At 69.9% G+C, this 12611-nt stretch carries 10 protein-coding genes; 7 read left to right on the forward strand and 3 right to left on the reverse strand.

From position 1 onward, the window contains the following. Nucleotides 1-25 precede the first annotated feature (25 nt). The 3 genes from O5I81_RS03580 to O5I81_RS03590 are packed head-to-tail and all read left to right on the forward strand — an operon-like array spanning nucleotide 26 to nucleotide 3100. Nucleotides 26-2113, forward strand: a complete 2088-nt coding sequence (locus O5I81_RS03580; RefSeq protein ID WP_271067573.1) for a thioredoxin family protein — start codon at nucleotides 26-28, stop codon at nucleotides 2111-2113. Then, entirely contained in the window at nucleotides 2110-2715 is a 606-nt protein-coding gene (locus O5I81_RS03585) for a redoxin domain-containing protein (RefSeq protein ID WP_271067574.1), read from the forward strand. The genes O5I81_RS03580 and O5I81_RS03585 overlap by 4 nt, the downstream gene beginning before the upstream one ends. 4 nt (nucleotides 2716-2719) lie before the next feature. Then, complete coding sequence (locus tag O5I81_RS03590) at nucleotides 2720-3100, forward strand: hypothetical protein (RefSeq protein WP_271067575.1); 381 nt, start codon at nucleotides 2720-2722, stop codon at nucleotides 3098-3100. On the opposite strand, the gene O5I81_RS03595 is transcribed toward O5I81_RS03590, so the two are convergent. Further along, the gene (locus O5I81_RS03595) at nucleotides 3097-3561 is read right to left on the reverse strand and encodes a hypothetical protein (protein WP_271067576.1); all 465 of its coding nucleotides are present in this window, start codon (nucleotides 3559-3561) and stop codon (nucleotides 3097-3099) included. The two genes, O5I81_RS03590 and O5I81_RS03595, sit on opposite strands and share 4 nt — an antisense overlap. Before the next feature lie 89 nt (nucleotides 3562-3650). Between O5I81_RS03595 and pgi the strand changes: the two genes are divergently transcribed. From pgi to hisG, 4 genes are all read left to right on the forward strand, one after another. After that, a complete protein-coding gene (pgi, locus tag O5I81_RS03600; protein WP_271067577.1) occupies nucleotides 3651-5213 on the forward strand; it encodes a glucose-6-phosphate isomerase in 1563 nt (520 codons plus the stop codon). 646 nt (nucleotides 5214-5859) lie between these two features. Then, nucleotides 5860-7332: a histidine--tRNA ligase gene (gene hisS / locus O5I81_RS03605; protein WP_271067578.1), complete on the forward strand. Its 1473-nt coding sequence runs from the start codon at nucleotides 5860-5862 to the stop codon at nucleotides 7330-7332. Continuing rightward, nucleotides 7329-8441 carry an ATP phosphoribosyltransferase regulatory subunit gene (locus O5I81_RS03610; RefSeq protein ID WP_271067579.1) on the forward strand — a complete coding sequence of 371 codons (1113 nt, stop codon included), beginning with the start codon at nucleotides 7329-7331 and terminating at the stop codon, nucleotides 8439-8441. Before hisS ends, O5I81_RS03610 begins: the two co-directional genes overlap by 4 nt. After that, entirely contained in the window at nucleotides 8438-9394 is a 957-nt protein-coding gene (gene hisG, locus O5I81_RS03615) for an ATP phosphoribosyltransferase (protein WP_271067580.1), read from the forward strand. The genes O5I81_RS03610 and hisG overlap by 4 nt, the downstream gene beginning before the upstream one ends. A gap of 504 nt (nucleotides 9395-9898) precedes the next feature. Here the strand turns inward: hisG and O5I81_RS03620 are convergent. Together O5I81_RS03620 and O5I81_RS03625 are read right to left on the reverse strand one after the other, a co-directional pair. Then, entirely contained in the window at nucleotides 9899-10225 is a 327-nt protein-coding gene (locus O5I81_RS03620; protein WP_271067581.1) for a GIY-YIG nuclease family protein, read from the reverse strand. 244 nt (nucleotides 10226-10469) lie between these two features. Further along, the gene (locus tag O5I81_RS03625) at nucleotides 10470-12593 is read right to left on the reverse strand and encodes a M13-type metalloendopeptidase (protein WP_271067582.1); all 2124 of its coding nucleotides are present in this window, start codon (nucleotides 12591-12593) and stop codon (nucleotides 10470-10472) included. Nucleotides 12594-12611: the final 18 nt, after the last annotated feature.

Below are 12611 nucleotides of genomic sequence, written 5' to 3' on the forward strand. Positions count from 1 at the left end.
CCCGTCGCCGGTCCATATAGTCGCCATGCGCCTGCTGCTCGCCGTCCTCGCCCTGTTGTTCGCTGCCCCCGCTTTTGCAGCCGAGGTCGACACCGGCCACCTGAAGATAGAGCTGGTCGCCCAGGACGCCAGCGTGGCGCCGGGCACGACCGCCTACGTCGCCCTGCGCCAGGATATCGACGCCGGCTGGCACACCTACTGGCGCAATCCCGGCGACAGCGGCGAGCCGCCGAAACTGACCTGGACCCTGCCGGCCGGTTGGACCGCCGGGGAGTTCGTCTGGGCGACGCCGAAGACCCTGCCGTTCGGGCCGCTGACCAACTATGGCTATTCGGGCGAGGTCATCCTGCCGGTTCCGATCGCGGTTCCGGCCAATGCCAGGCCCGGCCCGGTCACCCTCGAGGCGGTCGTCGACGTGCTGGTCTGCGAGAAGATCTGCATCCCCGAGACCGGCAAGGTCTCGGTCACGCTGACCGTCGCCGACGGCGCGCCGAAGCCGGACGCCCGGTGGGGCGCGAGCGTCGCCGCCGCCCTGGCCGCCGCGCCCAAGCCGGCGGGCCTGACCGCCACCTTCGAGAACGGCAAGACCCTGACCCTGGCCGTGGCCGGCGCACCCCTGAAGGGCGCCGACATGAGCGGGGCCTGGTTCTTCCCCTTCCAGGGCGTCTGGATCGACCATGCCAAGGCCCAGACCGCCGAGCGGGGCAGCGACGGCCTGACCCTGACCCTGACGCCCGGCTACGCCTTCGAGAGCGGCAAGCCGCCGGCCGTCATGGACGGGGTGCTGGTGGTCGGCGACAAGGCCTATGAGATTTCCGCGACGCCCGGTCCGGCGCCCGCCGGGGTTTCGGGTCTGGGACCGCCGCCCGGCGCCAAGGGTGAGGGCACCGGCGCCGCGCCGAAGACCGGCCTGCTGATCGCCGCCCTGACCGCCTTCCTCGGCGGGCTGATCCTCAACCTGATGCCCTGCGTCTTCCCGGTGCTGTCGATGAAGGCCGCTTCGCTCGCCCGGCATGCCCATGAGACCCGCGCCGCCCGCCGGCAGGGCCTGGCCTACGGGGCCGGCGTCGTCGCCACCTTCCTGATCCTGGCCGGGGTGCTGATCGGGCTGCAGCTGGCCGGCCAGCAGGTCGGCTGGGGCTTCCAGCTGCAGTCGCCGCCGGTGGTCGGGGTGCTGGGCCTGCTGATGCTGGCCGTGGCGCTGAACATGTCCGGCGTCTTCGAGATCGGGACCAGCGTGCAGGGCGTCGGATCGGGCCTGGCCGCCAAGGGCGGGCTCTCCGGCGCCTTCTTCACCGGCGTGCTGGCGGTGGTCGTCGCCAGCCCCTGCACCGCGCCCTTCATGGCCGGCGCTCTCGGCTTCACCATCGGCCAGCCGCCGATCGTGGTGCTGGCCGTGTTCCTGGCCCTGAGCCTCGGCTTTGCGGCGCCCTTCGTGGCCCTGGCCTTCGCGCCGGGCCTGCTGCGCCGGCTGCCCAAGCCGGGAGCCTGGATGGACACCCTGCGCAAGGTGCTGGCCTTCCCGATGTACGGCGCCGCGGCTTGGCTGCTCTGGGTGCTGTCGCAGCAGACCGACGCGGCCGGCCTGGCCGTGGCCCTGATGGGCCTGCTCACCGGCGCCTTCGCCCTCTGGCTCTGGGGACTGGGGCCGAAGGCCTGGCGCCAGGGTCTGGCGCTGCTGCTGCTGGCCGGGGCCGTGGCGCTGGTGCTGCAGCCGGACTCGGCCGCGCCCCGGACCGGCGAAAGCGCCGCGTCGGCCGTGCTGCCGTCCGAAGCCTGGTCTGAGGAGCGGGTGGCGGCGCTGCGGGCCGAGGGCAAGGTCGTCTTCGTCAACTTCACCGCCGCCTGGTGCGTCAGCTGCCAGGTCAATGACAAGGTCGCCCTGTCCACCGACGAGGTCGCCAAGGCCCTGACCGCCGCCAACGGCGTCTACCTCAAGGCCGACTGGACCAACCGCAATCCCGAGATCGCCGCCGCCCTGGCCGAGCACGGCCGGGCCGGGGTGCCGCTGTACCTGGTCTACGGCCCGGCCTCGGAAACGCCGCAGGTCCTGCCGCAACTGCTGACCCCCGGCATGGTCGCCGGGGCGCTGAAGAAGGCCGCCGGCACATGACCCTCACCCGCCGTTCCGCCCTGACCGCCGCTCTCGCCCTGCCGGTGCTGGGTCTGCCCGGCCTGGCCCTGGCCAAGACCGCGCCCGACTTCGCGGTCAAGGACGCCGACGGCAAGGTTCGCACCCTGTCGGAATTCAAGGGCCGCATCGTCGTGCTGGAGTGGCTGAACCGCGCCTGCCCCTACACCCAGAAACACTACCACGGGAACATGCAGGGCCTGCAGGTCTCGGCCACCCGGGACGGGGCGGTGTGGCTCAGCGTCTGTTCGTCGGGCAGTTGGCAGCCGGGGCACTGGTCCAGCGGCGCCGGCGCCAAGGGCTGGATGAAGAAGTACGGCTCGGCCGCCACCGCCATGCTGCTCGACGAGGACGGGGTCATGGGCCGGGCCTATGGGGCCAGGACCACGCCCCATATGTTCGTCATCGATCCGGCCGGGCAGCTGGCCTACCAGGGGGCCATCGACGATGTGCCGACCAGCAAGGTCGAGGACATCGGGCGGGCGAAGAACCTGGTCGCCGCCGCCCTGGCCGATCTGCACGCGGGCCGGCCGGTGCGCACGCCGTACAGCCAAGCCTATGGCTGCGCGGTGAAGTACGGGTAGGTCAATGAAGTTCTCTTGCGATTGCAACTTCGTTGTTCGGGATCAACGGAATCGGCTGCCATACAAAGCGACTTACCTTTCCGACAAGGCGGGCGAACGCGTCGGGGATTGGCTTCTCAGCGAACTGGATAGCTACGTTGCAGCCGTTCGGTCAGGCGCGATCCGCGAGTGGCTGGAGCAGCGCGGTTTAGGTGACGAGTTCTGGCTTGGGCAGACAGACGGGGTCAGGATCAACGACCTGATACTGTCCAAGGCGGAGGCCCAGTCTCGGACGGCCTATGAGTGTGAAGCCTGTGGCCGCCTCTGGCTTGAGGACGAGCATCAGAGGCAGTTCAGTTATCGGCCGGCCAACGATGAACCGAATAATCCGTTCGATTGGGACTAAACCGGCGGGGCCGGCGGGGCGGTGATGACCTCGACGTTGTCGTTCAGCAGGTAGGCCAGGTCGGTGAGGGCGGCGTCGCGGGCCGAGGGGTTGGCGGCCTCCTCGACGGCTTTCAGCTTCAGCGGCAGGTCTTCGCTGATGCCGCGCAGGATGCATTTCAGATCGCCGTCCGTGCCGCGCTCCTTGAGGGTGACGTGGCCCTTCATGTCGAGGGCGGCGAGTTCGCCGAGCTGGCCCTTGAAGGCGGCGAACTCAGGGGCGGGCAGGGGCTTGCCCTTCCAGTCCAGCACCTCGGCGCGCAGCCGGCCGGCCCGAGCGATGATGTCGGCGAACAGGGGCTCGCTGACCAGCGGCGAGGCCGGGGCCATGGCCACGGCGGGCGCGGGCGGGGCGGCGTCGCTGGCGCCGCTCCAGGAGGCGAGCCAGAGCATGGAGGCGGCGGCGACGGCTTCGCAGGACATGGCGATCCTTTTCACGGGACGGTAGTTACTGTTGCGCATGACCATGCCGCAGCATGGTAAATGCGCCGTTTACGATTGCCGGAACCGCCATGACCGAGACTCCCGCCTGGACCGCCCTGAAAGCCGCCGCCAAGGCCGATGGCGCGCGCCGCATCCGCGCCCTGTTCGACGCCGAGCCGGACCGGCTGGAGGGCCTGACCTTCGAGGCGGCGGGTCTGACGCTCGACCTGTCCAAGCAGCCCTGGAGCCGCGAGGGGGCGACGGCGGCGGTCGAGCTGGCCGTGGCCGCCGGGGTGGAGGCGGCGCGGGAACGGCTGTTCAACGGCGAGATCGTCAATCTCACCGAAGGGCGGCCGGCCATGCATATGGCGCTGCGGGCGGCGGCGGGGGCGGACTTCAAGGCGGCCGGCAAGGCGGTCTCCGAGGAGGTCGAGGATGTCCGCGACGCCATGCAGGACTTCGTGGCGGCGGTGCGGTCGGGGATGGCCGGCGGGGCGACGGGGCGGCCGTTCAAGTCCGTCCTCCATATTGGAATCGGCGGTTCCGACCTCGGGCCCCGGCTGATCTGGGAGGCGCTGCGGCCGCTGGTTCCGGAGATCCAGCTGCGCTTCGCCGCCAACATCGACGGGGCCGAGTTCGCCGCCGCGACGGCGGGGCTGGACCCGGAGGAGACGCTGGTTGTCGTCGTCTCCAAGACCTTCACGACGCAGGAGACGCTGGCCAATGCGCGGGCCGCCAAGGCCTGGCTGGAGGCCAAGCTCGGCGCGGGCAAGGCCGACAGCCACCTGGCGGCGGTCAGCGCCAATCCGGCCGAGGCCGGGCGGTTCGGGATCGCCGAAGACCGGGTGTTCGCCTTCCGCGACTGGGTGGGCGGACGCTATTCGGTCTGGTCGGCGGTGGGGCTCTCCTGTGCGATCGGGCTGGGGTGGCCGGCGTTCGAAGGGCTGCTGGCCGGGGCGGCGGCGATGGACGAGCATTTCGAGACCGCCCCGCTCGACGCCAACATGCCGCTGATGCTGGCCCTGGCCCATGTGTTCAATCGCAACGGGCTGGAGCGGCCGCTCAGGGCGGTGGTGCCGTACGCCCGGCGGCTGGCGCTGTTTCCGGCCTATCTGCAGCAGCTGGAGATGGAGTCGAACGGCAAGCGGGTGACTCAGGGCGGTCTGCCGGTCAGCCAGGCGACGGCGGCCAGCGTGTTCGGCGATGCGGGCACCAACGGCCAGCACGCCTTCTTCCAGCTGCTGCACCAGGGGACCGATATCATCCCCGTCGACTTCATTGCGCTCGCCGAGGACCACGAGGGTCCGAAGAGCCATCGCAACATGCTGCTGGCCAACGCCATCGCCCAGGCCGAGGCGCTGATGATCGGCCAGGAGAATTTGAACGAGCCGCACCGCCATTTCCCGGGCGACCGGCCGTCGAGCTTCATCCTGCTGGAGCGGCTGACCCCCGAGACGCTGGGGGCCTTGATTGCGCTGTACGAGCACAAGACCTTCGTCGAGGGGGTGCTGTGGGACATCGACAGTTTCGACCAGTGGGGGGTGGAGTTGGGGAAGGTCCTGGCGGGGCGGGTGCTGCGCGAGCTGGACGGCGGCGACGGGCCGGACCACGACCCCTCGACGGCGGCGCTGATCGCCCGGCTGGCGCGCTAGGCCTATCGAAGCGGCAAACCATTATACCGCCTGGGCGGGACTACATCAAAAGGCGCGATTCCGGGCATGAGCGGCGAAGGGCCCGGCCCTGTTGGCTTTTGGGTAGCTTGACCGGCTGTGAATGTGGGCCCGGGCGTAGGTCCGACGTAGGCGCCCCGGCGGGGAATGTAGGCCGGTTTGTGAGCGGCGCGGCCTACGGTTAGGGACATGGGACGATTGACCCGATTTGGGCCGAAATCGTTATGTCTAGACATATTAATGTTGGCGGATTGGCGCAGTGACCTCCCTCCCCGAATGGGGAGGGCAGGCGCGTTGCGCGCCGGGTGGGGCAGTGGGTCACCGGCGGCTGTCGGAGAGGCTTCTCAGTGCATCGCCTTGAAGGTCTCGAGCCGACTTCCCCACCCGACGCGCGTAACCGCGCGTCTGCCCTCCCCATGCGGGGAGGGAGGTTGGCGCCTCGCCTGTCGTCGGCTATAGGCCCTCTTCGATGACGCAGACGCCGCACCATCACGCGCACCACCACACCTTCCCTCGCGGGACGGGTCGGGTTCGCGCGGCTTAAAGCCAGGCCCCTTCACCGCCCCGCCCGATGCGGATGGGGCGAGCGCTCCATCCGGTATGAAACACCGACCGATGGACTGCCCCAATGACTGACGAAACCTTCCGCCCCGAAGCCCGCGCCCCTCGCGGATTCGCCGACAAGCGCGCCGCCCAACTGCGGGCCGAGCGGCGGATCGTCGAGCAGGTGTCGGCGGTCTATGAGCGCTGGGGGTTCGAGCCGCTGGATACCGGGGCGTTCGAATATGCCGACGCGCTCGGCAAGTTCCTGCCCGACAGCGATCGGCCGAACGAGGGTGTGTTCGCGCTGCAGGACGATGACGAGCAGTGGATGGCGCTGCGCTATGACCTGACCGCGCCGCTGGCCCGGTTCGCGGCGCAGAATTGGGAGACCCTTCCCAAGCCCTATCGCCGCTATGCCTTCGGGCCGGTGTGGCGCAACGAGAAGCCGGGGCCGGGGCGGTTCCGCGAATTCATCCAGTGCGACGCCGATACGGTCGGCTCGGCCCGGCCGGAAGCCGACGCCGAGATCATCGCCATGGCGGCCGAGGGGCTGGAGGCGGCCGGGCTGCCGCGGGGGACGGCGGTGCTGCGGATCAACAATCGCAAGCTGCTCAACGGCCTGTTGACGGCGGCGGGCGTCGAGAGCGCGGGGCAGAAGCTGGCCGTGCTGCGGGCGGTGGACAAGCTGGACCGGCTGGGGGCCGAAGGCGTGAAGCTGCTGCTGGGCGCCGGGCGGCTGGACGAGAGCGGGGCCTTCACCAAGGGCGCCGGCCTGGCCGGCGGGGCGGTGGACCAGGTGCTGGCCTTCCTGGCCGCCGGGGCGGGGGACAACGGCAGGACGCTGGATGCGCTGTCGGGGATCGTCGGCGGCTCGGCCGAGGGGGCCGAGGGCATCGAGGAGCTGGGCAAGATCGCGGCGGCGCTGAAGGCGCTGGGCTTCGACGAGAGCCGGGCCAGCATCGAACCCAGTATCGTGCGCGGGCTGGAATATTATACCGGGGCGGTGTTCGAGGCCGAGCTGCTGCTGGAGACGGTCGATGACAAGGGCCAGGCGTTGCGCTTTGGCTCGATCGGCGGCGGCGGGCGCTATGACGACCTGGTGGCGCGGTTCACCGGCCAGCCGGTGCCGGCCACGGGCTTCAGCTTCGGGGTGTCGCGGCTGGCGGCGGCGCTGAAGGCGGCGGGCCGGGACGAGGCCGGGGCGACGCGCGGGCCGGTGGTGGTCATCGTCTTCGACGCCGGGCACATGGGCGAATATTTCGCGGTGGCCGGCGAGCTGCGGGCCGCCGGCATCGCCGCCGAGGTCTATCTCGGCTCCTCGGGCATGAAGGCGCAGATGAAGTATGCCGACCGGCGCCACGCGCCGGCGGCGATCATGCTGGGCGGCGACGAGATCGCGGCGGGCACGGCGACCATCAAGGACCTGGACCTGGGCCGGGCGCTGGCGGCCAACATCGCCGGCCACGACGCCTACAAGACCGAGCGGCCGGGGCAGCAGACGGTGCCGCGCGGCGAGCTGCTGGCGGCGGTCCGCAAGATCGTGGATGCGGCCCGATGAGACTGGAGCGGACCGTTCCGCCGCCGGCCCTGGCGGCCATCCGCGCCCCCTTCGAAGGCGCCGGGGAGGCGCTGGAGACGCCGGTGCTGCAGCCGCTGGCGCTGCTGCTCGACCTGGCCGGCGAGGCGATGCGGCCGCGTCTGTTCGTGGTCCAGGCCGAGGGTGGCGAGGAGGCGGCGCTGCGGCCCGACTTCACCATCCCGATCGCCCGGGCCCACATCGCGTCCGGCGCCGCCGAGGGGCGCTATGTCTATGAGGGCAAGGCGTTCCGGGCGGCGGGCGGATCGGCGCGGGCCGAGGAGTTCCTGCAGTTGGGCCTCGAGGTCTATGGTGGCGCCGACCCGGTGGCGACCGACGCCGAGATCCTGTCGCGGGCCTGGAAGGCGGCGGCGGCCGGCGGGCGGGACGACCTGTCACTGGTGCTGGGCGACGTCAGCCTGTTCTCGGCCCTGGTCGAGGACATGGACCTGGAGCCGGCCCTGGCGGCGCGGCTGAAGCGGGCCTTCAACCGGCCGCGACTGCTGAGCGCCGAGCTGAACCCCGTGGCGGAGGCGGATGCGGCGCCGCAGAGCCGGCTGGCCGGGCTGCTCGGCGGGCTGGGCGAGGCCGAGGCGGTGGCCCTGCTGGAAGAGGTCTGGAGCCTGGCGGGGGTGTCGCCGGTCGGCGGGCGGCCGACGGCGGAGATCGCCCGGCGGCTGGCGGCCCGGGGCGGCGAGGCGGCGCGGGCGCGGCTGAGTGAGGAGCAGATCGGCCGGGTGCGGGCCTTCCTGTCGATCGAGGACACGCCGGCCGTCGCGCTTGGGGCGCTGGCGGGTCTTGGCGGGGCGCGGCTTGAGGTGCGGCTCGGCGAATGGCGGCGGCGGCTGGAGTTGCTGGCCGAAGCCGGGGTTCCGCTGGACGGGGCGCGGTTCGGGGCCGGGTTCGGGCGGGCCTTCGGCTATTACGACGGGGCCCTGTTCGAGGTGCGCAGCGCCGCCCTGGGGGCCGAGCGGCCGCTGGCGGCGGGCGGTCGCTATGACGGGCTGGCGGCGCGGCTGGGCGGCGCGGGGACCGGCGCGGCGGGCTGCATGGTCCGGCCTGCCCGGGCCTTTGTGGAGGGCGGAGAATGAGCGTGATTCTGGGCATTCCCTCCAAGGGGCGGTTGAAGGAACAGGTCGAGGCCTGGCTGGCCGACGCGGGGCTGAAGATCGAGGCTGACGGCGGCGAGCGCGGCTATCGCGCGAAGATCGTCGGCCTGGACGGCATCGAGGTGCGGCTGATCTCGGCGGGCGAGATCGCCCGGGCGCTGAACAGCGGCGAGGTGCACTTAGGGATAACCGGCGAGGATCTGCTCCGCGAGCAGGGGGATGATTTCGAGGCGCGGCTGCTGCTCTTGCGGGCGCTGGGCTTCGGGCGGGCCGACCTGGTGGTGGCGACGCCGCAGAGCTGGCTGGACGTCGAGACCATGGCCGACCTCGAGGAGGTGGCGCACGATCATCTGGCCCGGACCGGGCGGCGGTTGCGGGTGGCGACCAAGTACGTCGCCCAGACGCGGGCCTTCTTCGCCCGGCACGGGGTGGGCGACTACCGCATCGTCGAGTCGGCGGGGGCGACCGAAGGGGCGCCGGCGGCCGGGGCGGCGGAGATCGTCGTCGACATCACCACGACGGGGGCGACTTTGGCGGCCAACCACCTGGCCATCATTCGCGACGGGGTGATCCTGAAGAGTCAGGCTCAGCTGGCGGCGGCCCTGACCGCCGACTGGGGCGGCGAGCGGCTGGGGATCGCGCGGCGGCTGCTGTCGCTGATCGAGGCGCGGGCCCGGGCCAAGCGGACCCTGACCCTGGTCTGGCCAGCCGAGCAGGATGCCGCGGCCAAGGCGGCGACGGCGCTGTTCGAGGCCCGGGGCGGTCAGGCGCGGGCGTCCGGCCTGCTGATTCCGCGGGCCGAGCTGGCGGCGGTGGGGGCGGCGCTCGAATCGGCGGGGGTCGGGCCGGTGACGGCGGCGGCGCCGGAGTATGTGTTCTCGCCGGACTGTCCACCCTATGACCAACTTGAGGGGCGTGTTGCGAGGCCTTCTTAATCAGAATTGACGATAGAGTCAGAAATGGGGGTCTCGGACGGTTGTTTTGACGGCGACGTCCAAAGATCACCCCGTTTTGAGCGATTTTGCCGCAGTTTGTTGCGCGGCGAGGGCGCTGGAAGCGTTGACACGGGCAGGGAATTGTCGTCTTTTTGACTGGCGAAACAGGGCGGCCGACAAGAGCATCCCGTTTCCGGCGTTTCGGGGAGGAAACGCCCGCTTGGATCGAGTGATCGAGGAATGTTGGGCCCGTTGCGATTATCCCCCGCAACGGGCCCTTCGCCTTTTTGCGCGATGGTTCGCCGGAACTGACTCGGCCGTCAAAAACTCAATGACTGTCATCCTTCGGTCGGCGAAGCCGATCCGGAGGACCCACCCGTAAGCCTGGCGGCTGGCGCTTGTGGGTTGCTCGGCTGGCGATGGCGGCCTTCCGGCTCCAGCCGCTTCCGCCCAACGGTGGGTCCTCCGGATCGCTGCGCGACCGAAGGATGACAGGGTGGGTGGTTAGAGGCTCGGTGGGACCACGCTGGTCAGGGGGCCGGGCGGGGCGACGAAGAACTCCGGATAGAGATCTCGCCAGTGCGGGTTCTCGGCTTCGATCAGGTTGATCTTCCAGGCGCGGGGCCAGTGCTTGATGCGCTTCTCGCGGTGGATGGCGACGGTGATGTCGCCATGGACCTCGTACCAGACCAGGCGGTGGACGCCGTACTTGCTGGTGAACCCCTCGAACAGGTGCTGGCGGTGCTGGCTGATGCGGCCGATGAGCTTGCCGGTGACGCCGGTGTAGAGCGTCCCGTTGTAGCGGCTGGCGAGGATGTAGACCCAGTACATCGTGATGGAACAATACAGGAACAAATGAGCGCTGTCATCCTTCGGTCGCGTAGCGATCCGGAGGACCCACCCGTAAGCCTGGCGGCTGGCGTTTGGGGGTTGCTCGGCTGGAGATGGCTGCCTTCCGGCTCCAGCCGGTTCCGCCCAACGGTGGGTCCTCCGGATCGCTTCGCGACCGAAGGATGACAGTGAAAAAAAGGCGGTCCCTGCGGACCGCCCCTCAATCATTTCGCTCTCGCCAACCCTACCAGATCCGCACCCGGTCTTCCGGCTTCACGTAAAGCTTGTCGCCTTCCTTGATGCCGAAGGCGTCGTACCAGGCGTCGACGTTCCGGATGGTTCCGTTGACGCGGTAGTAGGCCGGGCTGTGGGGGTCGGTGACGACCTGTTGGCGGAGGGCCTCGTCGCGAATCTTGGCGCGCCAGACCTGGGCCCAGCCGTAGAAGACCCGCTGCTGGCCGGTGATGCCGTCGAGGACGGGGGCCGGCCTGCCCTTCAGGGAGACGAGGTAGGCGTCGTAGGCCAGGCTGAGGCCGCCCAGGTCGCCGATGTTTTCGCCCATGGTCAGGGCGCCCTGGACCTTGGCGCCGGGGAGCGGTTCGAAGGCGCTGTACTGGGCGCCGAGCTTGTCGGCCTGGGCCTTGAACTTGGCGGCGTCCTCGGCCGTCCACCAGTCAGTCAGCACGCCGTCGCCGTTGGACTTGCGACCCTGGTCGTCGAAGCCGTGGCTGATCTCGTGACCGATCACCCCGCCGATGCCGCCGTAGTTGATGGCGTCGTCGGCGGTGGGGTCGAAGAAGGGCGCCTGCAGGATGGCGGCCGGGAAGACGATCTCGTTGTTGACGCTGTTGTAGTAGGCGTTGACCGTCTGCGGGGTCATGCCCCACTCCTTCTTGTCCACCGGCTCGAACAGGCGGGAGACGTCGCGGCGCCATTCATAGGCGCCGGCGCGGGTGGCGTTGCCGTAGAGGTCGTCGGCCTTGATGGTCAGGGCGCTGTAGTCGCGCCATTCCTCGGGGTAGCCGATCTTGACGGTGAACTTGGCCAGCTTGTCGAGCGCCTTGACCTTGGTCTCCGGGCTCATCCAGGGCAGGCCCTCGATGCGGGTCTTGAGCGCCGAGCGGATGTCGCCGACCAGGCTGATCATTTTGGCCTTGGATTCCGGCGGGAAGTAGCGGGCCACGTAGATGCGGCCGACGCTCTCGCCGACCATGTTGTTGGTGAAGGCGACGCCCCGCTTCCAGCGCGGACGCTGCTCGGGCTGGCCGCCGAGGGTCTTGCTGCGGAACTCGAAGTTGGCGTCGACGAAGCGCTTGCTGAGCATCGGCGCGGCGCCGTCGATCAGCTTGAAGGCCTGCCAGGCCTTCAGGGTCTCGATGGGCGTCTCGGCATAGGCCTTGGCGAATTTCGGGAAGGCGGTGTTGGTGGTCAGGATGAAGCGGTCGACGCCCTTGGGAAGTTCGGTCTGGGCCAGATAGGCGTCCCAGTCGAAGCCGGGGGTGTAGGCGACGAGCTCTGCACGGGTCATCGGGTTGTAGGTCAGGTCGCGGTTGCGGCGTTCGGCGCGGGTCCAGCTGCCCTCGGCGATCTTCGTCTCGAAGGCGATGATGTCCTTCGCCGCCTGGGCGGGGTTTTCCCAGCCGGCCATGGTCAGCATTTTGGTGATGTAGACCTCGTAGGCGGCCTTCTTGTCCGCGAACTTGGCGTCCAGATAGTAGTCGCGGTCGGGCAGGCCGAGGCCGCCGCCGCCGACGGCCACGGCGTACTTCTGGGGCGACTTGGCGTCGGTGGTGATGCCGATGCCGAGGATGGAGGCGTAGTTGCCGGTCTGGCCCTTGCCGCCGAGGGCGGTCATGTCCCTGTGGGTCTTCACGGCCTTGACCGCGGCGAGTTCGGGGGCGAGCGGCTTGAGGTCGAGCTTCTCGATGGTCGCCTCGTCCATGAAGGACTTGTAGGCGTCGCCGATCTTGGCGGCGTCCTTGTCCTGCACCTTGCCGGCGGCGGTATCGGCGATGATGGCGTTGACGCGGGCTTCCGACAGGATGCTCAGGGCGTCGAAGTTGCCGAAGCGGGTGCGGTCCGACGGGATCTCGGTGCGGGCGTCCCAGGCGCCGCTGGCGTATTTGTAGAAGTCGTCGCCCGGCCTGGCGGTCAGGTCGCGGCCGGTGAGATCGAAGCCCCAGGTTCCGTAGTGCGGGCTCTCCAGCGAGACGGGGGCGCCGCCCTGCGCGGGGGCGTCGGCGAAGTTGAACAGCGACTGCACCACGCAGTCGTCGGTTAGGCAGAGGTGGTCTTCACTGGCCTGCGCGGAGAACGCGGCAAGGGACAGGGCGGCCGCGGCGGCGGCGCTCAGCAGAGCTTTTTTCATGGAAAGACAAAGGCCTCA

The sequence above is a fragment of the Caulobacter sp. NIBR1757 genome (genome assembly GCF_027912495.1).
Taxonomy (GTDB): domain Bacteria; phylum Pseudomonadota; class Alphaproteobacteria; order Caulobacterales; family Caulobacteraceae; genus Caulobacter.

Coding starts and splice junctions, on each gene's coding strand:
- O5I81_RS03580 (WP_271067573.1), top strand. CDS start 26: ATGCGCCTGCTGCTCGCCGTCCTCGCCCTGTTGTTCGCTGCCCCCGCT.
- O5I81_RS03585 (WP_271067574.1), top strand. CDS start 2,110: ATGACCCTCACCCGCCGTTCCGCCCTGACCGCCGCTCTCGCCCTGCCG.
- O5I81_RS03590 (WP_271067575.1), top strand. CDS start 2,720: ATGAAGTTCTCTTGCGATTGCAACTTCGTTGTTCGGGATCAACGGAAT.
- O5I81_RS03595 (WP_271067576.1), bottom strand. CDS start 3,561: ATGTCCTGCGAAGCCGTCGCCGCCGCCTCCATGCTCTGGCTCGCCTCC.
- pgi (WP_271067577.1), top strand. CDS start 3,651: ATGACCGAGACTCCCGCCTGGACCGCCCTGAAAGCCGCCGCCAAGGCC.
- hisS (WP_271067578.1), top strand. CDS start 5,860: ATGACTGACGAAACCTTCCGCCCCGAAGCCCGCGCCCCTCGCGGATTC.
- O5I81_RS03610 (WP_271067579.1), top strand. CDS start 7,329: ATGAGACTGGAGCGGACCGTTCCGCCGCCGGCCCTGGCGGCCATCCGC.
- hisG (WP_271067580.1), top strand. CDS start 8,438: ATGAGCGTGATTCTGGGCATTCCCTCCAAGGGGCGGTTGAAGGAACAG.
- O5I81_RS03620 (WP_271067581.1), bottom strand. CDS start 10,225: ATGTACTGGGTCTACATCCTCGCCAGCCGCTACAACGGGACGCTCTAC.
- O5I81_RS03625 (WP_271067582.1), bottom strand. CDS start 12,593: ATGAAAAAAGCTCTGCTGAGCGCCGCCGCCGCGGCCGCCCTGTCCCTT.